This window comes from Candidatus Effluviviaceae Genus V sp. (assembly GCA_014728125.1).
Lineage (GTDB): Bacteria > Joyebacterota > Joyebacteria > Joyebacterales > Joyebacteraceae > WJMD01.
The window spans coordinates 1-22,575 of sequence record WJMD01000125.1 but is presented as its reverse complement, the minus strand read 5'-3'; the positions used below and the strand labels follow the sequence as shown (position 1 = coordinate 22,575).

Sequence of the window (22,575 nt, the reverse complement as noted above, 5' to 3'; positions counted from 1 at the left end):
GGTCGGGTGAAGCCTCGCCTCTCGGATCCTGGTTCTGTGGAGGGTGTCCTGCTGAGAACGCTAGCGGAGAACGACGAGCTGGCCCGTTCGGTGTTCCGAGCCGGCCGTCAGCGCATACAGATAGCAGCCGGAGGCGACCCTGTGACCGTCCTCGTTCCGGCTGTCCCACGAGACCTGGTGCCTGCCGGAGGGCATGTCCCCGTCGACGAGGCGTTTAACGACACGGCCCGACACGTCGTAGATGGTCAGCGTCGTCGGGGTGCTGCCCCATCGCTCGTCGTCCGCGATCTCGAAAGCTATCGAGGTCGAACCCCTGACGGGATTCGGGCTCGGGGCGTGGAGCGCGGTCCGCGTCGTGCGCTGCTCGGGCGCGGTCGCCCGGGCGCTGCCGAGCACGAGCTCGGCGCTCCCGTCGCTCGCGACGAGTCTGTATTCGTAGGACGCGCCGGGCTCGACGTCAGCATCGACGTAGCGGGCCCGCCCGCGCTCGTCCGGCTCGATGTTTCCAATGATCTCCACGTCGCCCCTGTCGTCGAAGCGAACGAGGTCGATCGACAGATCGTCGGCCACGTCGGGCACGGTCCACGTGAGGGCCAGCAGCCCGTCCGGCTCATCGACCATGAGCAGGATAGACAGGTCGCTCCCCATAGCTGCCGTCACTTCGATCGGACGGGACAGCCGACCCTCACAGCGGAACTCGTCGATCGGGGCAACGTAGTAGCGGTAGTTCCCGTCGGCCTTCGCGCGTCCGTCTGTGTAGGACGTCGTCGCGACGACACCGAGAAGCTGCCTCGAGGAGTACCCCGGTCCTCTGTAGTTCTCGCGGTACACGCTGTAGCCAGTCGCTCCAGGAACCTCCTCCCAGTCGAGCGCGATGCCTCCCCTCTCGGGAACGCTGTACGTGACGTCGGCGACGCCGACGAGGAGTCGCCCCCGTCCGACGAGGATCTCGCCCGACACGGCGTCGACCGTCACGTGCTGCATGACGCCGCTCTGCGGGTAGAACTCGCCGTTCCAGCTCTCTCTGTCGAAGTAGAAGCCGCCGAGATCGATCGTCTGCGACGACATGCTCGGGTTGACGACGGCCACGCCCTTCTCGAAGCGCCTCAGCCGCAGCATGTCACCGAGATCGAGCCAGCCGGCGTCGCCCGGATAGGCCGAGACGGGGACGGCGCGTCCGAGCGGCTCCCCGAGCTCGATGTCGTAGAGCTCGTGCCACCACAGCTGGCTGTGACACGGCAGACCGTCTCCACCGTCGAACGAGAAATAGCCGTCGCCGAAGACCAGCGTGCTGGTCAGTCCCAGCCTGAGCTCTTTCTCCGCCCGGCTCGAGGACACGGGACCGCTCGCTGTGGCCGCGCCCTCCCAGATCGAGTTGATGATGTTGATCGCCGGGTCCCTGTAGCGGGCGTCGAGCGCCCGGTACCCGTGCTCGGCGTGGAGGACGTTGTCCAGCCAGCCGCCGTGCATCTCAGGGAAGTTCTCCCGCGTCCCGCCGTTGCAGTGGTCGTAGAGGGTGTTGTTCCCGTTCGTCACGATCGCGTAGTCGCGACCGACCAGCTCGCGAAGGCGAGCCACGGCGATGCCCAGTCCCTCGCGCCAGTTCTCGTTCAGCTCGTCCGCATCGTCGGGGAGTCCGTTCCCGTTCGCATCGATGGCCCCGTTGACCCATGCGACACGCTCCCAGCAGCAGTCGAGGTAGACGCCGTCCCAGATGCCCCCCGGGCCGAGCTTCTCGTTGATGTACTCGGGGAGCCACTCGCACAGCATCTTCCCGTCGCTGTCCGGCTGGCACCAGGTCGTCAGGTTGAGTACGGTAGCCGGGAAGCCGGGACGGATTCCGCTTCCGGCCGTGTCTCTGAGCCACCAGTCCTCCGCCTCGATCTTCGCCAGCAGTTCGCCGTTGATCGGCGGTTCCTCGTAGCCTCCGTGATACGACACGGCCATGTGCGCGAGGATCGTGATGTCGGGGTTCAGCTGACGAAGCTCCGCAACCTCCTCACGATGAAGGTCCTCGGCGCGCTTCCCCAGCACGAGGACGTCCCACCGGGCGAGCTTCTCAAGGTCAGTCGTAGCGAGCGAGCCGAAGTAGATGTTGGCGAGCCTCGGGTAGCCGCCGCCTCGCGCGTCGACCGGCCACAGGAGCGCCACGAGCGCCAGAGCCGCCGCCGTCCACATGATCAGAGCACGGATGTCCGTCCGTCCCGCTACAAGCGTCCGTGTGCTGCCCCTCATCCCGCCACCTCCGTCGGATGGTCCGTACCGTGATCCGCTACCTTGCCGGAGCTGCAAGTCTTATGCCATCTGGCAAGTAACAATCGACACGAAAGGCACCACAGGAAGGGGCTCTTCCGCTTGCGGACCTCTTTGGACAGGATGGTGACGATGTCGCGGGGCGTCGCCCGGGAGCGGGCGGCATGCGGGTACGAGAGGGCGGGGCGCCCTTCAGGCCGCCGCTGGTGCCGGGGGCCGGGCTCGAACCGGCACGAGGCATGACGCCTCGACGGATTTTAAGTCCGATGCGTCTACCAGTTTCGCCACCCCGGCAGGCGGCCATACGAGCACCGCCGGCACGTCATGGGACCGGGAGATCCCGAGGCGCCGGCGGCGAACTGGAGCAAACGATGGAGGCGGCGACCGGATTCGAACCGGTGATCAAGGATTTGCAATCCTCTGCCTTAGCCTCTTGGCTACGCCGCCTGTCGTGAGAACAGGGGACGACGAATCCGCCCCCTGCCCTCGCTGCTATCTGGAGCGGGAAACGGGGCTCGAACCCGCGACATCCACCTTGGCAAGGTGGCGCTCTACCACTGAGCTATTCCCGCGCTATGCGCACACATACGAGAGTATAGACACTGGCCCCCGGGGTGTCAAGTCCCGAAGAACCGCCCACCCGCTGGGCTCTTCAGGAAACACCGCCGGGCGCAGACCCGAGCCTCGGTGAGGGGCCGGAAGCGCCTCAACGCGTCCCGGCCGCCTCCTTCGCCCGGCCGTAGAGCTCCTCGTAACGCTCCGCCGAGACGGCCCAGCCGAAGTCGGCCGCCATCCCCCGCTCGACGATCCGCGACCATACCGCGGCGTCCGCGTAGGTCTCGACGGCGCGACGGATGGCGTCGAGCATGGCCGCTGCATCGTACTCCTGGAAGACGAAGCCTGTTCCCTCGTCGGTCGCCGGGTCATAGTCGGCGACCGTATCGGCCAGCCCGCCCGTCTCGCGCACGACCGGAACCGTTCCGTATCGAAGGCTGTACATCTGGTTCAGACCGCACGGCTCGTACCGTGAGGGCATCAGGAACATGTCCGACCCGGCCTCGATCCAGTGAGCGAACTCGTTGTTGAACGTCAGGTTCGCCGAGACCCTCTCCGGGTGGCGCTTCGCCAGCTCCTCAAGGAACGTGTGGTACTCCGGCTGCCCGGTACCGAGGACGACGAGACCGGCGCCGAGCGCCGGAATGTCGTCGCCGACCTCGCGGAGCAGGTCGAAGCCCTTCTGGTCCGCGAGCCTGGACACGATGCCGATGAGCGGCGTCTTGCCGTCGGGAGGCAACCCGGCGCGCTCGAGGAGCGCGGCCTTGCACCGGTGCTTGCCGGCCAGGTCGCCGGGGCCGTACCGGGCGGGGATCAGGTCGTCGACTGACGGGTCCCAGACGGAGTAGTCGACGCCGTTCAGAATGCCTACGAGCCTGCCGTTCTTCCGTCTCTCACCGAGCACGTCCTCGAGGCCCAGCCCGTACTCCGGAAGACTGGAGATCTCCTCGGCGTAGCGCCGGCTCACCGTGTTGACGTAGTCGGCGAGTTCGATCCCGACCTTCATGTTGTTGACCATGCCGTGGAACTCGTACGGGCCGCCGGGCTCAGCCAGCGACTCGGGAAGTCCGAGCCGCGGGAGGAGCGACGGGTCGAAAGGTCCCTGGTAGCCGAGGTTGTGGATGCTGAACACCGTCCCCGCGCGCTGCAGCACCGCGTTGTCCCCGTAGACCTCCCTCAGATAGGCCAGCACGAGCGCCGTATGGTGGTCGTTCAGGTGGATGCAGTCGGGCTCGAGTTCCAGAGCGAGAATGCTCTCGAGAACCGCCCTGCCGAAGAGCGCATAACGCTCGACCTCGTCGGGGTAGCCGTGTCCGGTCTCCGGGTCGACGTAGATGCCCTCGCGCTCGAAGAAACCCGGGTGCTCGACGAAGTAGACGGCGACCGCGTCGGCCCCCGGCATCGAGCCGCGAAAGAGCCGACAGCGCTCGCGTCCGTCCCCCATCGGGACATCGAGCGGCCCCGCGCCCGACACGGGCTCGAGCGCGTACCGTTCCTCGTCGATGGCCGCGTACTTCGGAAGGAAGACAGAGACCTCGTGCCCCCGGGCCGCGATCTCCTTCGACAGGGCGCCTGCGACGTCCGAGAGACCGCCGACACGGGCGAACGGAGCCACCTCGGCGGCGGCGATGACGATCCTCACGAAAGCGACCTCCTCGTTCTGTTCCGACGCGGCAGCACAGACCGTCGCCGGCTAGATGGAAACGTCCCTCAGATACCCGGCCGCCTCCTCGGGAGGCGTCGGGTTGATGTAGAAGCCGGACCCCCATTCGAAGCCCGCGATCTTCGTCAGCTTGGGCATCAACTCCACGTGCCAGTGGTAGTACTTGAGATCACGCTCACCCGTCGGCGACGTGTGAACGATGAGGTTGTAGGGCGGATTGTTGAGCGCCCCGTTGACCCGCCGGAGCGTGTCCCTGAGGATCGACGCGTAGGCCACGCGCGTGCTCTGATCCATGACGTCGTAGGAAGGCATGTGGTCGCGGGGCATGATCCAGACCTCGAAGGGAAACCGCGCTGCGAACGGTGCCGCGGCGATGAAGAGCTCGTTCTCCGAGATGATGCGCGTGCCGTCGCGCGTCTCCTGCGCCACCATGTCGCAGAACACGCAGCGTTCCTTGTACGCGTAGTACTTCTTGCTCCCCGACAGCTCCTCGATCAGCCGCTTCGGGAGAATCGGCAGCGCGATCATCTGTGAGTGCGGATGTTCGAGCGACGCACCTGCTGCGCTTCCCCTGTTCCTGAAGAGCTGGATGTACCTGAAGCGCGTATCGCCCTGCAGATCGACCATGCGCTCCTGTGTCGCCTTGACGACAAGTGCGACGTGTTCGACAGGCAGATCGGCGAGAGTCTTGTCGTGCGCCGGTGTCTCGATCACGACCTCGTGAGCGCCGACGCCGTTCATCTTGTCGTACATGCCCTCGCCCGCCCTGTCGAGGTCACCCTCGATGGCGAGAGCGGGAAACTTGTTGGGCACGACCCGCACCTTCCACCCGGGAGAGTCGGGCTTCGTGCCCTCGTCACGGTACGACAGGACCTCGCGGGGTGTCTTGTCCTCGTTTCCCGAGCAGAACGGACAGAAACCGCCCTTCCTCGCCTCGGGCTCGGTGGCGAAGTCCGTCGGTCTCTTGCCCCGCTCCGTGGATATGATGACCCAGCGTCCGAGAACGGGGTCCTTCCTGAGTTGCGGCATCAGGTCTCCTTGTGGTGCCCCCTTCGGGGGCCTTCGGCTCGATACGCCTCGAAGTTGGATGGATAGCAGAATCGGGTCCGGGGGTCAAGCAGCCCGAATGTGGTCGTCACTCCCCCGCTGGTCCCCTCTCACGAAGCGCGCGCACGATCTCACGCACGTCCCTCGCCCGGTCCTTCGGGCATACGAGGGTCGCATCCCCGGTCCTGACGACGACGAGATCGCTGACGCCGACGACGCCCACGATCCCGTCCTCGGCGTCGACCACGCAGTTCGACGCGTCGTGGACGACCGCATCGCCCCGTACGACGTTGCCCGCCTCGTCGGCCTCCCAGATGCGCGGCATCGCCGACCACGCACCGACGTCGTCCCATCCGAACGATGCGGGGACCACGAGCACCTCGGACGCCTTCTCCATGACCCCGTAGTCGACGGAGACCGACGGGCAGTCTTCATAATAGGCGCCCAGCACGTCGTCGAAGTCCCGGTCGCCCGGCTCCGACTCGACACGCGACAGCGCGCGGGCCACGTCGGGAAGCCGCCGCTCGGTCTCCTCGAGAAACCGGTCGGCTCTCCAGACGAACATGCCGCTGTTCCAGAGATAGCCGCCCTCGTCGAGGTAGGCCCTCGCCGTGGCGACGTCGGGCTTCTCGACGAAGCGCTCGACCACGTGAACGCCCGGGAGCGATGAGGCCGGGCCCTTCAGAATGTAGCCGTACTCCGTCTCCGGGCGTGTCGGCTCGATGCCGAGCGTGACCAGCGCGCGCTCGGCCTCCGCCGCCTCGCATGCCAGTCCGAGCGTCCTCTGAAAGGCGCGCTCGTCCTTCACGATGTGATCGGCCGGCAGCACGATCAGGACGGCGTCCGGATCCTCGCGGACGAGAAGCAGGGCGGCGAGAGCGATAGCCGGAGCCGTGTTCCTCCCTACCGGCTCTCCGATGATCCGCGCCCCGGGAATCTCCGGAAGCTCCCTGGCCATAGGGGCACGCAGCGTCCCGCCGGTCAGCACGAGCGACGTCTCGAGCGACGTCAACGGCGCCACGCGCTCGAGCGTCTGTCGCACGAGCGCCCGGTCGCCGACGAGCGGGAGCAGCTGCTTCGGACGCTCCCTGGTCGAGAGCGGCCAGAGCCGCTCTCCCCATCCTCCGGCCAGTATCACAGCGTGACGCATCGGTCCCCCGGGGTCCCTCAGGCGGTTCGTTCGACGCAGTAGACAGCGATCTCTCTCAGCGGATCAGCGGTTCCGGACCACCCGTCGATCGCGCGCTCGGCAGCCCCGGCGAGCTCACGCGCCGCGCGACGCGCCTCGTCGACGCCGTGCACGGTCACGAAGGTCTTCTTCCTCGTGTCCGCGTCCCGGCCCACGTCCTTCCCGAGAGTCTCGACGTCGCCCTCGGCGTCGAGTATGTCGTCGACGATCTGGTAAGCGAGCCCGAGGCTGCGGGCGTAGGTCTCGAGGTCGGCGAGCATCTCGGGAGGGGCTCCCAGAAGCAGCGGTCCGATCCGCGCCGATGCGACGAAGAGCGCCCCCGTCTTGCGGCTCTGGATGTACTCGAGGGTCTCGGGAGCGATCGAGGCATGGGCGGCGGTCTCGAGGTCGACATGCTGTCCGCCCACCATGCCGTACGAACCGACGGCGGTCGCCAGCTCCCTGACGGCCGACGCCAGCGTCGGACCGTCGGCGTCGACCGAGACGCCGTTCTCGGCAAGGAGCTTGAACGAGTGCATCAGCAGCGCGTCGGCGGCGAGGATCGCGGTCGCGGACCCGAAGACGCGGTGTGTGGTCGGCTTTCCTCTGCGCATCGCAGCATCGTCCATCGAGGGGAGATCGTCGAGAACGAGCGAACAGCAGTGCACGTACTCGACCGCGCAAGCCGACGGGACGACGAGATCGGGGTCGCCGCCGACGGCCCGCACCGCCGCCAGCATGATGATCGGTCTCAGACGTTTGCCGCCGCCGAGGGCCGAGTATCTGATGGCCTCGTGAATGCGCTCCGGATACTCCCCCTCCGGAGGAAGCCACCGGTCGAGCAGGGCCTCGACGGCCTCGCGTTCGGTTTCGAGACGACAGGCTATGTCCACCAGGTCGTCCTCCTCGGAACTCCGGTCTAGAAGCCCCGGAGCATCGTGTAGTAGATGGCCTCGGTGTGCAGCGTGACACCGTCCCAGTCGTACGTCTCGAGCACGTGGCGCCGCGCCCGGTCGCCCATCGCGTGGCAGCTCTCCGAGTTCCCGAGAAGCCGCTGGAGCTTGTTCGAGAGGTCCGCGACGTCTCCCTTCCGGAAGGTGGCCCCACAGTCGCCGATGACCTCGAGGTTCTCCGGAATGTCGCTCGTCAGACAGCAGTTCCCGAAGCTCATGGCCTCGAGCAGTGCGATCGGCAGTCCCTCGATGTCGGACGGCAGTACGAAGACACGCGCGTTGGAGTAGAGCTCGTCGAGAACGTCGCCGTAGACGTATCCGAGGAACCGCGTCCGTTCGTCGCCCATCTCGTGGAGCTTCTCAACGTAGTCGGTCGAGAAGCTGGTTCCGCCCGCGATGATGAGTTCGAGATCCGAGTCGACGTTCCTCCACGCGTCCAGAAGATAGTGACATCCCTTCTCCGGGACGAGGCGGCCGACGAAGAGGACGTACCTGCCCGGCTCAATCCCGAGTTCCCTGATCTTCTCCGGCTCGCGGACGTGCGGCAGCACGGTGCCGTTCGGGATGTAGGTCACGGTCACGCCCCGCGACTGATTGAAGTACTCACGCAGGGCCTTCGACACGACGATCGTCCTGTTCGGGAACCAGACCGACGTGTACTCGCACCGCTTGAGTATCCAGGTCGCGAAGTCGCCCCACTTCTCCCTCTGCCAGTCGAGACCGTGCACGGTCACGACGCTCTTCGCTCCAGCCCACTTCGACATGCCGGCGAAGAGCGACGGGCCGAGCGCGTGGAGATGGACGATGTCGTAGTCCTCCGAGAGGATGTGAGGCATGCACGCGGCGCAGTGCGTCGCCGTGTCGAGGTGCTTCGTTCGAATGCTCGGGAGGACGACGAGGCGGACACCGCGGTAGTCTCCGCGGATCTTCGTGTAGTACGGTCTGCAGTAGACAGTCACCTCGTGCCCGCGCTCCACGAGTCGTGTGGCCAGCTCCTCGACGTGGCGCTCGATGCCGCCGAAGGTCGCGGGGATGCCTTTCTGTCCGAGCATTGCGATCTTCACTGTGTGACCCTCTCGTAGATCGAGGTGATCAGTTCGTAGTGACGGGCCGGTCCGTACTCCGTCTCGACCCTTCTGCGCGCTGCGCGCCCCATCTCGACCGCACGGCCCCTGTCGGCCGAGAGGTCGCGCATCGCCTCCGCCAGGGCCTCCGCGTCGCCCGTGGGAAAGTGGAGCCCGCACTCGCCGTGCGTCACGAGCTCCGGAATGCCGCCGATCGTCGAGCCGATGACCGGCGTGCCCAGGGCGAACGACTCGTAGACCGCGAGCGGCGAGTTCTCGTAGCACTCCGAGGGCACGACCGCGAAGAGGGCGTCCGCAACGACACGATGGAGCCGCTCTCCTGTCATGTACCCGGTGAACTCGACATGGTCGAGACCGGCGGCCAGTCGCTCGAGTTCCTCCCTCATCGGGCCGCTGCCGACGATCCTGAACGGAAGCTCCGGGACCTTCCTGAGCGCCTCGACCAGCGTGCGCAGGCCCTTTCCGCCGGACAGGCGGCCGAAACAGACTCCGTAGTTCTGCGGCTCATGACGCGGCTCGTACTCGTCGAGCGCTATCGAGTACGGCATGTGGACGATCTGCTCGCCCGGCACGCCGTGCGCGATCATACGGTCGCGCAGCGACCGCGACGGCGCGATGAAAAGGTCGACGTTCTCGAGGTACGTCCCCATGATCCGGTGGACGTATGCCTCCAGAGCCACCAGGGTGCTCGCCAGCAGGCTTCCCCGCATGCACCGGTGCGCGATGGCCCGGTAGTATCTGAACGTCTCGCAGCGCTCACACGTGGCCCCGTCGACGAACATCTGGTAGTTGGGACAGACGAGCTTGTAGTCGTGCAGCGTCTGAACGATCGGGACGCCGCGTGACGCCAGCCCGTGGAGAATCGACGGCGAAAGCTGGTGCGCGATGTTGTGCAGGTGCGCGACATCCGGCTCCGTCCGGTCCACGAGCCGCTCGATCTTCCGTCTCGCCTCCCAGGAGTAGAGCACGCGCCCCGCGGCCGCAAGCCTGCCGAGGACCGGGGTCCCGTTCTCGAAAGGCTCGTGTGAGACGAAGTACCTGCTCCACGGCGTCGCCTCGTTCCGCTCGTCGTCCATCGCGAACGGCACGATCTCGTGCCCGTGCTCCGCGAGGATCCTCGACAGCTCGAAGAAGTAGCGCTCCGCGCCTCCCTTGACGAAGTAGTACTTGTTGGCGGCAAGCACCTTCATGGCTGTCAGGGCCTCACGTTCCTCAGGAGGTTCGTCTCCGTCACGCCCCGGCCGCAGGTCAGCGCCCGCTCCCGCGACCGATGCCGAAGAGCTTCGCGCCGGCGATCCAAGCGATCGGTCCGAGCGGCCGCCGCCTCATCGGGGGCGTCACCGTGCAGACCATCCAGCACTGATGAGGGCAGTTCGCGACCGCCTCCCCCACCTCGTTCCGGGTCCGGCGTCTGAGCTCCGCGAACGACCCATCTCTGATGTTCCCCATCCTCGTACCGCCGACATTGCACGGATAGACGTCACCCCACGGGTCGAGGAAGAAAAAGTAAGTGCCGGCCCCGCACCCGAGACGGCGCGGACGTCCGCGCACATAGTCGACCACTCCGCGCCAGTAGTACGCCCGCGCCCAGTCCCTCGGCCTGGGCGAGTTCAGGTCCTCACGCATCAGACGCCCGAACGCGCGGGCGGACTTTTCGGAGTGCGGCCGCTCGCTCTCGTGGTCGCCGAAGAAGATCGGCGAGCTGTGCGCGGCGCTCGCGATGAACCTGATACCGAGTTCATCCGCCAGGCTCTTCACGCCGAGAAGCTCGTCCGCGTGCGCCTCGGTCGACGTCGCCGCCAGTCCCAGGTCCTCGACGCCGGAGTCCTTCAACAGCCGTACGGTCTCGAGCACCGACTCGTAGGCGCCCTCGATCCCGCGGATCTCGTCGTGGAGCGGTCCGGCCGCGTCGAGCGACACCCTGACGGCCACCCCGGGCATGCGGGCCGTCATCCCGGTGATCCGCTCCGGGGTCAGCCCGTTCGTCGACACGACGATGCGGGCCCGGGGACACGCATCGCGCATGACCGAGACGACCTCAGGAAGGTCGTCCCGAAGGTAAGGCTCGCCCCCGCTGACGTTGATCGAGGTCAGCGAATCCGGAAGCCACCGGTACGCCTCGGGCTCGAGTTCGTCGCCCGCTCGCGCGTCGGTCCTCCAGATGTCGCACATCGTACACCTGGAGTTGCAGCGATAGGTGACGGCCGCAACGCACCCGAGGGGGCCGCTCACGAGGCGCTCCCCGCCTCTTCGCCGCCCTCGCTCCGCGACGCACCCGGCACGGGAACCTCGACGTCCGTGATACCGAAGAGCGCGTCGTACGCACGGACCACCTCGCGACCCGTGTGCTCCCAGGAGAGCTTGTTCACGATCCGTTCCCGGTTGGCCTCCCCCATCTTCCCCGCCAGCTCGCGGTCGTCGAGGAGCTGGATGATGCGCTCGCCGAACTCGATCTCGTCGTTCGGCGTCGCGTAGAGCGCTCCGTCCTGAGCAGAGTACCGGCTCTCCTTCAGGTCGAATGAGACCATCGGGCGTCCGAAGGTCATGTACTCGAGCACCTTGTTCATCGTCGATACGTCGTTCAGCGGGTTGTTCGGGTCGGGACAGACGCACAGGTCCGCGGTCGAAAGATAGCGCTGGACGTCGGCGTCCGATATCCGCCCGGTCATCTCGACGTACTCGGTGAGCCCGAGGTCGTCCCGCAGGCCCTTGATGTCGTCGAACGAGTCGCCGGAGCCGATCAGCACGAAGTGGATGTTCTTCCTGCCGACGACATCGACCACATGTCGGATCGCGCGGAGAAGATAGTCAACACCGTCCTGCGGCGCCATGACCCCGAGGTAGCACACGAGGTGCTTTCTGCCCCGCTTGAGCTCCGGCTCGGGCTCGACCGGCCGGAAGCGCGACAGCAGCGGGCCGCTCCTGACCACGAACGTCATGTCCCGGTCGAAGCCTCCTACCTCGACAGCGTGCTCCCGATACGATTCGTTGGTCGATATGATCATGTCGGCCGTTCTGTACGTTGCCCACTCGAGAGAGCGGAGCAGTGAGAAGAAGAACGCCCGACGACCGCCGAACCGCGAGAGGTAGAGTTCGGGACAGAGGTCGTGCTGGTCGTAGACGAACCGGGCCCCTCGCAACAGCTTGTAGATGAAACCGATCAGGAAGAAGGTGTCCGGTGGATTGCACGCGTGGATCGCGTCGAACCCGGTCTCGCGGGCGACACGCCCGGCGAGCCTGAGGGTCTGGAACCAGCAGTATGGGAACTCCCACGCGTACGAGAGCTTGGTCGTCGTCGGCGGAGGAGGCGGATATCGGTAGATGCGGATCCCCTCCAGCTCCTCATACGCCTCCGGGTACTTGCTTCCCATCGGGCAGATGACGCTGACCTCGTAGCCGGCCTCCTTGAGCGTGGTCGACTCGAGCCAGACGCGCCGGTCGAACGGAACCGGCAGGTTCTCGACGATGATCAGGATGCGCTTCCCGCGAGGCATGTCGCCTCCATTGCCGTACGTTCGGGCCGCCCTGTGCTACCAGGCGATCCCCATGTATTTGCACTCGAGCGTCGATGGATCGTCGATGATCCGAACGAGGTCGACGACCGTCTTGTCCCTGCCGAGTCGTCCCGGCACGTCCTTGAACTCGTCCGAACCGTTCGCCACGACGATCACGTCAGAGCGTTCAATGACCTCGTCGATCGTGTCCGCCTTGAGCCGCTGCGCGTACGGCAGCTCGTGCTCGAGGAAGCCGAGGTTCGAGCCGAAGAGCGCCTCCCACGAGATGTTCTTGTCGAAGATCGACAGCTCGTAGCCCTTGCCGATGAGCGTGCCGACGACCTGGACGATCGGGCTCTCTCTGAGATCGTCGGTTCCGGCCTTGAAGCTCATACCGAGGACTCCGACTCGGCGCTTACCCGTGTTTCTGATCATCTCGATGGCGCGCTCGATCTGAAGGTCGTTCGAGGGCGTCGCCGCGGAGAGCACGGGGCACTCCACGCCGGTCTCCTTGCTCATCCGGACGACCGCCCGCAGGTCCTTCGGAAGGCACGAGCCGCCGAAGGCGAATCCGGGCTTCAGGTAGTACGGCGAGAGGTTGAGCTGCGTGTCCAGACAGAAGATCTCCATGACCTTGTGACTGTCCGGGACTCCGACGGCCTTCGACAGATTCCCGATCTCATTCGCGAAGCAGACCTTGATGGCGTGGAAGCAGTTGTCGGCGTACTTGACCATCTCAGACACCCTGACGTCGGTCCGGACCATCGGAGCGTCGATCGGTTCGTAGAGCTTCGCCAGGGCGTCACCCGCGCGGCTGCCCGGGGTGCGCTCGCCTATGACGATCTTCGGCGGATGGTAGAAGTCCTTGACGGCGGAGGCCTCCCGGAGGAACTCGGGGTTGAAGCACACGCCGAAGCGTTCGCCCTCCTTCGACCCGGACGCCTCCTCGATGAGGGGCATCAGCCGGTCCTCGACCGTGCCCGGAGGGATCGTGCTCCGGAAAACGACGGTGTGGAAGTCGCTTCCCCTTCTGATGACCTCGCCGATCTGGTGACAGACCCTCTCGGTGTACTCGAGGTTCGGGCTGCCCGACTCGGCCGAGGGGGTCCCGACACAGACGAGCGATATCTCCGTCCCGTTGACCGCCTCCTCGTAGTCGGTGGTCGCCGTCAGTCCGCCCGACGCGACGCCCTTCGCGATGAGCTCCGGAAGCCCCGGTTCGACGATCGGGCTCTTGCCGTCTCGAATGAGCGACGTCTTGTGTTCATCCACATCGAGCCCGACGACCGTGTGCCCCATCTCGGAAAGACACGCTGCCGACACGCAACCGACGTAGCCCAGTCCCAGAACGCTGACCTTCATGTCTCGGTGTCTCCCCTCATTGCAGTCCCGTTCCCGGCCGAAGCTCGTTCCGGACGGGCTCGAAGTCCACGGCGCGGCCGTCCTCTCCCCACTTCACGACGTCCGCCCCCAGCACGTCACGGTCTGCTCCGAACGGACCAGCGTATCCCGCGAGCCCCTGGAAGACCGTCGCGCCGCCTCTGTATGTCCCCGCGAGCACGCGCTCGACATCCGCGCCGCTCCGTATCTCGATCATCGCCCCCGTTCCCTCGGGAGCCGCGGACGCCGCAACATCCGCGTCGACGCCGGCCAGCACGACGGTCGCCAGCGTCACTGGCAGCGTTCCTTCCGTCCTCGCGACCAGGGCCGTCGCCGGCGTCCTGTGACCGAAGCCCTCGGAGACCCATCCTGTCGGTGGGTCCTCGAGCCCGGCCGTGACCTCCGTGTCCGTTCCCTCGGGTCCCGAGAAGACGAACGCCAGCCGCCGTCCGTCCGATGCCGCGAAGCGGCGTGACAACCCCTCCCCGCTTCCCTCGAGCTCAAGCCCGGGGGCGAGCTGGAAGGTGGCGCACACCTCGTGGTCGCCGTCGCCCTCCACTGTGTCGACGACGACCCAGACACCGGACCGCAGCAGGAGTACGGTCCTCCTGTGAAGCGTCCCGAGGCTGCTCCGGTAGCCGTCGTGCGAGCCGCAGAAGATCGCCGGCAGCCGCTCCGCCGACCAGAAGACCGCTCTCGCGCCCGCTCGGGCCCCCCACAGGAACGGCCCGAGCATCTCCGACTGGTCCCGTCCGTCGACGGTCACCGTGTTGTGCGCGCGCGTCGAGCGGAAGTGGTCCCGCCATCGACGCTCGCGATGGTAGCAGTACGTCCCGGGGTCGACGACGAGCCAGTCGCCGTCGCGGGCCACCTCGAGCGACAGACAGTCCGCGTGTCCGTGCGCGGCGATCGACCCGAGTCCCAGGGGACCGCAGTCCACAACGCCGTGCGCGCGTCCGTCGCCCAGCACGAAGTAGCCGCCGTCCGGATATGCCCTCGACGGTCCTCCGCCCGCGGCCCTCCGTCCCTCGAGCGCCCCGCGAACCGGCTCGCTCCCCAGAACCCACACGGAGGAAGCGAGGTCCGCCGGGTCGACGTCCTCCGGGAGCTTCCTGCCGGCCGCCAGGAGCACGGCCGCCGCGGCGGCGCGGGACTGCCGCTCCGGCCGGTCGTCGAGAAGATACGCCCTTCCGCCGTCCTCGTCGCCGACGCTCGGGGGCGCGGCGGCGCCGTCGGCGAGCACGGTAAGGGCGGTCGCGGCGGCTCCGACGCGTTCGGTGAAGCGGGCCGACATCTCACTGCCCATCGCCCGCGCGCACGCGATCGCCACGAGGGCGAACTCGATGACGAAGACCTGATAGTGGAACGTCTGCTCGAGCGAGATCCCGTCGTCCGCGATCTGGGCGGGAATCTCCCGCTCGAGCACCTCCCTCGCCTTCGCCGTCCATGTCGAGGCTCCCTCGAGGAACGGCAACGCGACACCGGCCGCCAGCAGCCCGGCGGCCTCCCCGATCAGGTGGTTGTTCCTCGACGAACCATAGACTGTCAGGTTATCAGACACGTGACGGGCCTGCAACGAACAGCTTGTCAGAACCCCCTCCACATCGTCGTCGGACGCTCCGTCGGGCCCCACGAGACCGAGCGAGAGCGTCCACGATATCAGTCTGATCGCCACCTCGAGCGCGCTCGACCAGTTGATGCCGAAGTGAGGCGGGTTTCGCCGTACCCAGTCCGACATCTGCCGCCACACGGCGGCGGCGTACCGTTCGTCGGCCGTCAGTGTGTACGCCCTCGCGAGCGCGGCGAGGTGGAGATGGCGGTTGACCTCCCACACGTATCGCGGGTCGTCGACGTCCGGGTCGAATCGGAAGTCGACCCTGCTCCACCAGACGTCGCGCGGCCACTCGAGCCCCGAAGCCGGGTCGCGGTGCCAGTCCGGCTCCGGTCCGACATCGAGTCTCGTGTGGCCGAACGCCGGCAGGGAGCCTTCCAGGATCCTGTCGGCTTCCCGCGTCGTCTCCTCGACGGGGACCCCGAGGCCGGCGAGCGTCTCGCGCACGTCGGCAGGGTGACCTCGCGCGTTCCAGGGCCTGAGACGTTCCCGCAGCATTCCGCGGGCATCTGCGACATCGCGGCCGCCGAGAGCCTGTCTCAAGCTCAGGAGCTCTTCCTGCGGCACGGGCGAAGAACGCCGGCGCATCCTGTCCCTCAGTCCGCGGGAGAGCCGGAGGCCGAGCTCCGCCGGCCCCATGGCCGCCGCCCGCCGGACGAGCCACCGCGTGCGTCGCGAGCCGCTCATCGCCGCGGTCCTCTCGAGTGCAGCTCCAGCAGGAGTTCCTCGAGCCGGTCGACGGAGACATCCCACCCGTAGCGTCGCTCCACGTAGCGGCGGCACTGCTGCCGGAGCGCCCGCGCGGCCTCCTCGTCCGAGAGCCACTCGAGCACGGCGGAGAGTCCCCGCCTGATGGCGACGGCATCCGTGCCTCCGAGCACCAGCTGGCCCGCGAGCGGCTTGAGAAGCTCGGGCGTCGCGCCGATCGGCGTGCCGACCGCCGGTGTGCCGCACGCGAGCGCCTCGAGCGTCACCATCCCGAACCCCTCGAAGGCGAGCGACGGCAGCACGAAGAGGTCGGCCGCCTGGTAGTACGACACCAGTTCGTCGTCCTCGACGAACCCGACGAGCCTGAGCCGGTCAGCCAGACCCAGCTCGCGTCCCCGCTCGAGGAGCGGCTCGCGGAGCCGCCCCTTGCCCGCGATCACGAGGAGGGTGTCCGGGTGTGAATCGAGGACGCCGCCGAACGCGTCGACGAGGTTCTCGAGCCCCATCCTGGGCACGAGTCTTCTCGCGGTGAAGAGCACCTGCCTGTCGCCGGGCAGTCCGAGTCTCTCGCGGAGCCGGGCGCGGTCGTCGGCCGGGCGGAAACGCTCCAGGTCGACGCCGCCGGGTATCTTGACGACCTTCCCGAGAGCGAACGGGTAGTAGCTCCCGAGCTGTTCTCTGGAGAAGTCGCTCAGGACGATGACGCTGTCGGCACGCTTCAGACAGGACGCTTCCGCCCTGCGCGAGAGTCCTCCGAAGAGGACCGACTCCAGGGGCTTGCCGATGTTCCGGTCGGCACCCTCGAGCCTGAGCTCCTGCCAGTACGAGGCGTGGAACGTCATGACCTCGGGCGTCCTCGGAGCGCCCGTCACCCCCGCGTAGGCGTAGTAGGGAAAGTAGTGATGCGCCAGGACGACGTCGAAGTCCCCCGTCCGGGCGAGGCGCCTGAGCACGCCCCGGGCTCCGAAGAGCGCGGCCAGCGTTCTCCCCCCGAACTTCCTGCTGTTGTCGATGCTGCCGTAGCGATTGACGACGATCCCGTCGACGGTCTCGACATCGGGCGGCTCGGAGCGGAGGCGCTGCCCCACGAGCTGCACACTGTGCCCGCGCTCCACGAGCCTCCGAAGCGTCTCGTGCGCGACGCGCTCGACGCCGCCGTAGCTGTCGGGATAGAAGAACTGGTTTATGGAGAGGACCTTCAGAGGTGTCGTCACGGGCGGCCTCCATCGGCATCGTCGAGATCTTCGTACAGACTGCGAACCGCCTCGATCGACCGTCGTTCGTCGAAGTCGCGCTCGACCCTGACGCGTCCCCTCTCTCCCATCTCCCGCCGAAGCCCGGCGTCGCCTCCGAGACGCCGGAGCGCGTCGGCGAGCGCCTCGGGTTCGGCCGCCGGCACCAGCAGACCGGACCGGCCGTGATCGACGGCCTCGCAGATCCCGCCGACGTCGCTGGCGATCACCGGCAGCCCGGCCGCCATCGCCTCGAGCACCGTCAGGGGGAAGCTCTCCCCGTGCGACGGCAGGACGAAGAGGTCGGAGGCCGCCAGGAGATCTGGGACGTCGTCGCGGAACCCCGTGAAGAGCACGCGCTCCCCAAGGCCGAGGGCGTCCGCCCGCGCCCGCGTCTCCTCCTCCAGGGGGCCGTTCCCGACGAGCAGCAGCCTCAGCGACGGCACGGCCTCGAGCACGGCCGGCGCCGCGTCGAGCAGCGTGTCGTGGCCCTTGCCGGGCGTCAGACGGCCGACGACGGTCGCGGCAAGATCGGACGCATCGAGCCCGAGCTCGGCCCGCACCTCGTCGCGCGGACCGACCTTCTGGAAGCGCGTGAGGTCGATTCCGTTGTGGATGGCGACGACCTTGTCGGCCGGCGGGCGATAGCTCCTGAGATATCTTCGCCTGCTGTCCTCCGACACCACGATGATCCTGTCGACCATGCGGTTCGTTCGCCGCACGAGCCCGGTCAGCACCGTGGCTCCCAGCGGATAGTGCGAGACGGGCGGCCTGACGATGTGCTCGGTCGTCACGAGATGCCGCGCCCCGGCGCGACGCGCGGCCGGGATGACCGGCAGGCTGTTCCGTGGCGCAGTCTTGTTCACGTGGACCAGCGGGAATCCTCTCAGAAGCTCCGAGAAACGCTCGACCGCCCGTCGGTCGATCTCGCGGTGGGGCGCCGCCCGGACGACGCGGACGCCGTCGGACTCGACCGACGCCAACCATCCGTCGACCTCTTCCCGGTCGGATGCGACGAGCGTCACGCGCCACCCTGAGTCGTTGAGTGCGGACATGATGCGGGAGAGGTAGATCTCGGCTCCCCCCCAGGCCCGGGCGTCGGTGACGAACGCGATGTCTCCGCCGGTCGGCATCATGGTCACTCCCGGAACGGAGCGGGTCAGTGTCCGGTCCCCGATGATTCGGTTGCCGGCATGTCGAAGACCCCCTCATTCCGCATCCGGTTCAGCGTGACGATGACGGCGGCCAGCGCGTAGAACCCGAAGCCGAGGATCTCCTGCTGGAAGACCTCGACCACCATCATCTGGGCCCCGATGCCGATGAGAGCCGCTCCCGAGCCCAGTGCCAGGAAAGCATGGTCGGGCGCCCGCGGCACGAGCCTCAGGTTCTTCCGCGCCAGGTTCACCAGGAAGAAGTAGAGCGCGACGAAGATCGCGGCTGCCGGAACCCCGACCTCCGCGGCGTATTGATAGAAAGCGTTGTGGGCATGCTGAGGTACGAATCCCGTCGCTGTCTGCGGCGCGTGATACCGGAACATGCCAGGCCCGACGCCGAACCACGGATGCGACGCGACCACGGCCGCGGCTGAAGCGTAGATGTCGGGCCTCGAGGAGAAGCCGCTCTCCTCGAGCTGCTCGAAGCGGCTCACTACGACGTCGGCGAGGGAGCGACCGGTCGTCACGTAGACCGTCCCCTGGGCGATGACGAGGAAGAGGATGCCGAAGAGGAGGATCCGCTTGAGCGACCGACGATCGGCCAGACCGACGAGACCGAGACCTGCAAGCGACCCGATCCAGGCGCTTCTCGAATACGTGAAGAGCAGACCAAGAAAGCTGATGGTGACCGCGGCCTCTGCAGCGAGGCGCCGCCATGCGTTCTGAAGATGGCTCACCATGAAAAACCAATACGGCATTGTCAGAAGCAGCAGACCGCCGAACATGTTGGGATGGCCGAGCCCGAACCACCCACCCCGGAGCCTTCCCCCGGCGCCGGCTGCGAGTTGCTCGGCCTGCGTACCCGCCGTGATCTGGCGGCTTCCTCCGGTGATGCGATCGAACATACCGATGGACGCTGCGAGGAACCCCGCGATCGCGAAGGCGATCACGACGCTGCGGACGTCCTCCGGCCTTCTCATGATGGAGACGAGCAGATAGAACCACAGGATCTGGAGAAGCTGGGCCTTGATGGCGACACCCAGCATCGTCCGCTGGAGTATCGTCTCATTGTAGTTGAAGGCCGCGAGCGACGCGAAGACGTAGAGCGCGCCGAAGACGAGAATGAGGGCATCGACCCTCGTGCTCCTGATGAAGGGATGTCCCTCGGCGAACGAGTCGTCCAGGAAGTAGCGCAGCGTGTAGGCAAGAAAGACGCCCACAAGCGCTACGTTGAACCCGCTGACGTGGAAGAGGTCCAGCTCGCCGAGCGTGAAGCCGGGTCGCGAGAACGGAAGGATGAGGGCAAGGCCGAACACGCCGAGTTCGACGCGCAGGGCGGTCATGACGAGGATTCCCAGGGCCATCACCATCACGATGAGGTGCATGGCGCTCGGAAGCCGGATCTGCGTCAGGAGGATCCAGGCGATGACGACGTAGACCAGCAGCGCGCCGACCATGACGATAAGCTGGCGGTCGCTGCCCGGTACGTCTGCAGCACGTTTCGGTGTCCGTCGAACGTGGTTCGCCACGTCGCCTCCCGGTCCCTCAGTCCGCCCGCCGACGGTCGGCGGTCGACCGCACCCCCGGCGGGGACAGCGCGACCGTCTTGGTTGCTAGAGGCGATCGTAGACGAACTGAGGGATGTAGAACTTCCTGCGGTTCAGAACGGCCCCTAGAACAGTTGCTCCGGCGTCCTCCAGAAGAGCGATCGAGCGCTCAACAAGGGCCCGTTTCGTGCCTCCGGACCTGACGACGAGGAGAACCCCGTCGACTGAACGAGAGAGCGTGAATCCCTCGGAGTACGAGAGAACCGCGGGGACGTCGAACACGATGTACTCGTATTCGTCCCGGAGTTCCTCGATGAGCCCCTTGATGCGCTCATCGCCGAAGACGCGAGGAGGCGCCATGGCTTCTCGCCCGGCCGGCATCACGGAGAGCCTGCTGCCGCTCAGGTTGTGAAGACAGGAGCCAAGGGGCTCGCCTCCGAGCACGTGGTCCGTGAGACCTGGCGAGCGCTCGATGCTGAAGGCCCGGTGCTGGTCGGGCGCCCTCAGGTCACCATCGACGAGAAGGGTCCGTAGCTCGCTCCGTTCTGCGATGGTCCAGGCGAACTCCCGCGCCACCGTACTGGTGCCGGTGCCGACCTGGGCGCTTGTGAACATCACGACGCGGGAGTCCGTCTCGGGCAGAGCGAGGAATACCTCAGATGCCAGCGTCTGGTACTCCTCACTGTCTGACGGACGAACCTCGGGAGTCGGACTGATCGGCGGCCTGATGCGGGGCGTCTGGACCTCCGATGCGGAGGTACCGTACGCCCTGTCTTTCGGAGCCTTCGGCTCCCGGTCGCTCTCACGTCTCGAGCGATCCATGGCCTTGGATATCTTGCTGCCCATAATCAGCCTCGCTCCACCTCGGCTGCGGTCTGCTCCGCGGCTCGGAACGTCCAGTCGGACGGCGCGCGCCGGCGGGTATCGAGGGCCTCGACCGTCTCGCGGATGGTCCTGCGCCCGATCCACGTCAGTTCGTCGGCGTAGCCCGACAGAAGCGCGTTGTCACAGATGACGTTCACGAGACGCGGGACGCCGCCCGAGTACTCGTGTACCGCGTCGATGGCGCTCCGTTCGAAGATCTCGCGCTTCCCGACACCGGCCACGTCGAGCCGGTGACGGATGTACCTGCCTGTCTCTTCCCTCGACAGGGGCTCCAGATGGTACCGGATGCTGATGCGCTGACGAAGCTGTCTGAGCTCCCGCCGTTCGAGCGCTTCTCGAAGCTCCGGCTGACCGGCCAGCACGATCTGAAGGCTCGCCCGCCCCATGGCCCGGAGATTCGACAGCAGACGGATCTCCTCGAGGAGCGCGTTCGAGAGGTTCTGTCCTTCGTCGACGACGAAGACGGCATTCCTGCCGTCGGCCGTCCACCTGACGAGCTGCGCGGAGATCTGACGCATGATCTCCATCTTCGTCTTGCCGACGTCCTCGATGCCGAGTTCCCAGGCAAGCGCGCGGAGGAGGTCCGTCCGACCGATCGTCGTGTTGGTCAGCCAGGCCACCTTCGTGGTCGCATCGAGACCCTGCACGAGCGCGTCGAGCATAGTCGTCTTGCCGGTTCCGACCTCACCGGTCAGCTGCACGAAGCCGCGGCGTTCCTCGACACCGTACGTCAGATGCGCGAGCGCGTCCCGGTGCTTCTCACTCAGATAGAGGTATCTGAGGTCGGGAGAGAGCTCGAAGGGACGTTCAGTCAGTCCATAGAAGCCTGTGTACAAGGCGCCCTCCGTCATCCCGTGCCGCGCTCGGGGATCGAGGCCATTACCTTGAGACCGGTCAGCCGCTCGACATCCTCACGGCGCTCGAGCGAGTGGTCAAGGCGCTCCATACCGAAGATGAGCAGCACTCCGAAGAAGAACGTGAAGACCGCGACAACGACCGTCATGTTGACTGCAGCCCGAACGGGGGTCGCGGGGACGGATGCGCGCGCGACAACGCCGACCGACAGGAGGTTCGGGTCGGTCGCGGCCGTGATACGGAACTGCTCCCGGCGGTCGAGCAGCACGGCGTAGAGATCGGTCCGGATCGACATCTCATGTTCGAGAAGCCTCAGGCGGATAGTCTCGGCTGCGATCTCAGGTTCCTCCGAACGCAGTTCCTCGATGACGTCCTGTACCGCGGCACGCTGGATCTTCCACTCCGCGAGCCGCATGGCCATGCGGTCGTAGCCCTCGCTGACATGGTCCCGCATGATCGACTCCGTCGATGCCACCTGGCGCTCCAGCCTGATCACCTCCGGATGATCCAGGGTATACCGCGCTCTGGCCTGAGCGAGGTTGACACGCTGGTTGGCCAGGGTCTCCTTCAGCTGGACGACGGCCGGGTCGTTGTAGATGTCGACGCTCGGCACCGCGTCAAAGTCGTCGTTCTCATCGAGCCACTCACCGAGCAGCTCGAGCTGTTCCTCTCGCATGGTGATCTGGCGATCGAGTCCGGTTGCCTCCGTGAGGAAGTTCCCGATGAGGTCCATCTGCTGCTGGCCCCTCATGCCGATCGCCAGGATGCCTGACTCCCCGGCCACATCGGCGATCTCCGTCGCGATCGAGTCGATCACGGTCCTGATGCGGCGGGCCTGCGCGTCGAGGTATTCAACGGCCTCGTAGTCGAAATTGACCGTCTTGCGCACCTCGAGATAGGCGTCGAGCACGGCGTTGGCGACCAGCGCCGCCCGTTCCGGATCGACGTGCGTGTAGCTGATCTCGATCACGTTCGACTCCGGCT

The 22,575-nt window shown here is 66.7% G+C and carries 17 protein-coding genes and 3 tRNA genes; all 20 read right to left on the bottom strand.

Features of this window, described 5'->3' with window-relative positions; translation table 11 throughout:
* Nucleotides 1-60: 60 nt before the first annotated feature.
* Nucleotides 61-2,235, bottom strand: coding sequence for a hypothetical protein (locus GF405_07850; GenBank protein ID MBD3368067.1), 2,175 nt, complete (start codon nucleotides 2,233-2,235; stop codon nucleotides 61-63).
* Between the two features lie 222 nt (nucleotides 2,236-2,457).
* Nucleotides 2,458-2,547, bottom strand: a tRNA-Leu gene (locus GF405_07845).
* A gap of 78 nt (nucleotides 2,548-2,625) precedes the next feature.
* Nucleotides 2,626-2,700: transfer RNA gene (locus GF405_07840), tRNA-Cys, on the bottom strand.
* A gap of 50 nt (nucleotides 2,701-2,750) precedes the next feature.
* Nucleotides 2,751-2,825, bottom strand: a tRNA-Gly gene (locus tag GF405_07835).
* Nucleotides 2,826-2,959: 134 nt separating this feature from the next.
* The gene (locus tag GF405_07830; GenBank protein MBD3368066.1) at nucleotides 2,960-4,450 is read right to left on the bottom strand and encodes a glycosyltransferase; all 1,491 of its coding nucleotides are present in this window, start codon (nucleotides 4,448-4,450) and stop codon (nucleotides 2,960-2,962) included.
* Between the two features lie 51 nt (nucleotides 4,451-4,501).
* Nucleotides 4,502-5,500 (bottom strand): galactose-1-phosphate uridylyltransferase, encoded by a 999-nt coding sequence (gene galT / locus GF405_07825; protein MBD3368065.1) that lies wholly within the window; start codon nucleotides 5,498-5,500, stop codon nucleotides 4,502-4,504.
* Nucleotides 5,501-5,606: 106 nt separating this feature from the next.
* Nucleotides 5,607-6,668 carry an NTP transferase domain-containing protein gene (locus GF405_07820; protein ID MBD3368064.1) on the bottom strand — a complete coding sequence of 354 codons (1,062 nt, stop codon included), beginning with the start codon at nucleotides 6,666-6,668 and terminating at the stop codon, nucleotides 5,607-5,609.
* Nucleotides 6,669-6,685: 17 nt separating this feature from the next.
* Nucleotides 6,686-7,579: a hypothetical protein gene (locus GF405_07815; GenBank protein ID MBD3368063.1), complete on the bottom strand. Its 894-nt coding sequence runs from the start codon at nucleotides 7,577-7,579 to the stop codon at nucleotides 6,686-6,688.
* Nucleotides 7,580-7,605: 26 nt separating this feature from the next.
* Nucleotides 7,606-8,691, bottom strand: a complete 1,086-nt coding sequence (locus GF405_07810) for a glycosyltransferase (GenBank protein ID MBD3368062.1) — start codon at nucleotides 8,689-8,691, stop codon at nucleotides 7,606-7,608.
* An 8-nt stretch (nucleotides 8,692-8,699) separates the two neighbouring features.
* Complete coding sequence (locus tag GF405_07805; protein ID MBD3368061.1) at nucleotides 8,700-9,914, bottom strand: glycosyltransferase; 1,215 nt, start codon at nucleotides 9,912-9,914, stop codon at nucleotides 8,700-8,702.
* A 58-nt stretch (nucleotides 9,915-9,972) separates the two neighbouring features.
* Nucleotides 9,973-10,956 carry a radical SAM protein gene (locus GF405_07800; protein ID MBD3368060.1) on the bottom strand — a complete coding sequence of 328 codons (984 nt, stop codon included), beginning with the start codon at nucleotides 10,954-10,956 and terminating at the stop codon, nucleotides 9,973-9,975.
* Nucleotides 10,953-12,218, bottom strand: coding sequence for a glycosyltransferase (locus GF405_07795; GenBank protein MBD3368059.1), 1,266 nt, complete (start codon nucleotides 12,216-12,218; stop codon nucleotides 10,953-10,955). Before GF405_07795 ends, GF405_07800 begins: the two co-directional genes overlap by 4 nt.
* A gap of 36 nt (nucleotides 12,219-12,254) precedes the next feature.
* Nucleotides 12,255-13,580, bottom strand: coding sequence for a nucleotide sugar dehydrogenase (locus GF405_07790; GenBank protein ID MBD3368058.1), 1,326 nt, complete (start codon nucleotides 13,578-13,580; stop codon nucleotides 12,255-12,257).
* A 16-nt stretch (nucleotides 13,581-13,596) separates the two neighbouring features.
* Nucleotides 13,597-15,897 carry a hypothetical protein gene (locus tag GF405_07785; GenBank protein MBD3368057.1) on the bottom strand — a complete coding sequence of 767 codons (2,301 nt, stop codon included), beginning with the start codon at nucleotides 15,895-15,897 and terminating at the stop codon, nucleotides 13,597-13,599.
* Nucleotides 15,894-17,132 carry a glycosyltransferase gene (locus GF405_07780; protein MBD3368056.1) on the bottom strand — a complete coding sequence of 413 codons (1,239 nt, stop codon included), beginning with the start codon at nucleotides 17,130-17,132 and terminating at the stop codon, nucleotides 15,894-15,896. The genes GF405_07785 and GF405_07780 overlap by 4 nt, the downstream gene beginning before the upstream one ends.
* A complete protein-coding gene (locus GF405_07775) occupies nucleotides 17,129-18,286 on the bottom strand; it encodes a glycosyltransferase (GenBank protein ID MBD3368055.1) in 1,158 nt (385 codons plus the stop codon). The genes GF405_07780 and GF405_07775 overlap by 4 nt, the downstream gene beginning before the upstream one ends.
* A 23-nt stretch (nucleotides 18,287-18,309) precedes the next feature.
* Nucleotides 18,310-19,833, bottom strand: coding sequence for a hypothetical protein (locus tag GF405_07770; GenBank protein MBD3368054.1), 1,524 nt, complete (start codon nucleotides 19,831-19,833; stop codon nucleotides 18,310-18,312).
* 84 nt (nucleotides 19,834-19,917) lie between these two features.
* Nucleotides 19,918-20,697 carry a polysaccharide biosynthesis tyrosine autokinase gene (locus GF405_07765; GenBank protein MBD3368053.1) on the bottom strand — a complete coding sequence of 260 codons (780 nt, stop codon included), beginning with the start codon at nucleotides 20,695-20,697 and terminating at the stop codon, nucleotides 19,918-19,920.
* Between the two features lie 2 nt (nucleotides 20,698-20,699).
* Nucleotides 20,700-21,587, bottom strand: a complete 888-nt coding sequence (locus GF405_07760; protein MBD3368052.1) for an AAA family ATPase — start codon at nucleotides 21,585-21,587, stop codon at nucleotides 20,700-20,702.
* On the bottom strand, nucleotides 21,584-22,561 hold the full coding sequence (locus tag GF405_07755; GenBank protein MBD3368051.1) for a hypothetical protein: 978 nt from the start codon (nucleotides 22,559-22,561) through the stop codon (nucleotides 21,584-21,586). Before GF405_07755 ends, GF405_07760 begins: the two co-directional genes overlap by 4 nt.
* Nucleotides 22,562-22,575: the final 14 nt, after the last annotated feature.

Coding starts and splice junctions, on each gene's coding strand:
- GF405_07850 (MBD3368067.1), bottom strand. CDS start 2,235: ATGAGGGGCAGCACACGGACGCTTGTAGCGGGACGGACGGACATCCGT.
- galT (MBD3368065.1), bottom strand. CDS start 5,500: ATGCCGCAACTCAGGAAGGACCCCGTTCTCGGACGCTGGGTCATCATA.
- GF405_07820 (MBD3368064.1), bottom strand. CDS start 6,668: ATGCGTCACGCTGTGATACTGGCCGGAGGATGGGGAGAGCGGCTCTGG.
- GF405_07810 (MBD3368062.1), bottom strand. CDS start 8,691: ATGCTCGGACAGAAAGGCATCCCCGCGACCTTCGGCGGCATCGAGCGC.
- GF405_07805 (MBD3368061.1), bottom strand. CDS start 9,914: ATGAAGGTGCTTGCCGCCAACAAGTACTACTTCGTCAAGGGAGGCGCG.
- GF405_07795 (MBD3368059.1), bottom strand. CDS start 12,218: ATGCCTCGCGGGAAGCGCATCCTGATCATCGTCGAGAACCTGCCGGTT.
- GF405_07790 (MBD3368058.1), bottom strand. CDS start 13,580: ATGAAGGTCAGCGTTCTGGGACTGGGCTACGTCGGTTGCGTGTCGGCA.
- GF405_07785 (MBD3368057.1), bottom strand. CDS start 15,897: ATGAGCGGCTCGCGACGCACGCGGTGGCTCGTCCGGCGGGCGGCGGCC.
- GF405_07775 (MBD3368055.1), bottom strand. CDS start 18,286: ATGATGCCGACCGGCGGAGACATCGCGTTCGTCACCGACGCCCGGGCC.
- GF405_07765 (MBD3368053.1), bottom strand. CDS start 20,697: ATGGGCAGCAAGATATCCAAGGCCATGGATCGCTCGAGACGTGAGAGC.
- GF405_07760 (MBD3368052.1), bottom strand. CDS start 21,587: ATGACGGAGGGCGCCTTGTACACAGGCTTCTATGGACTGACTGAACGT.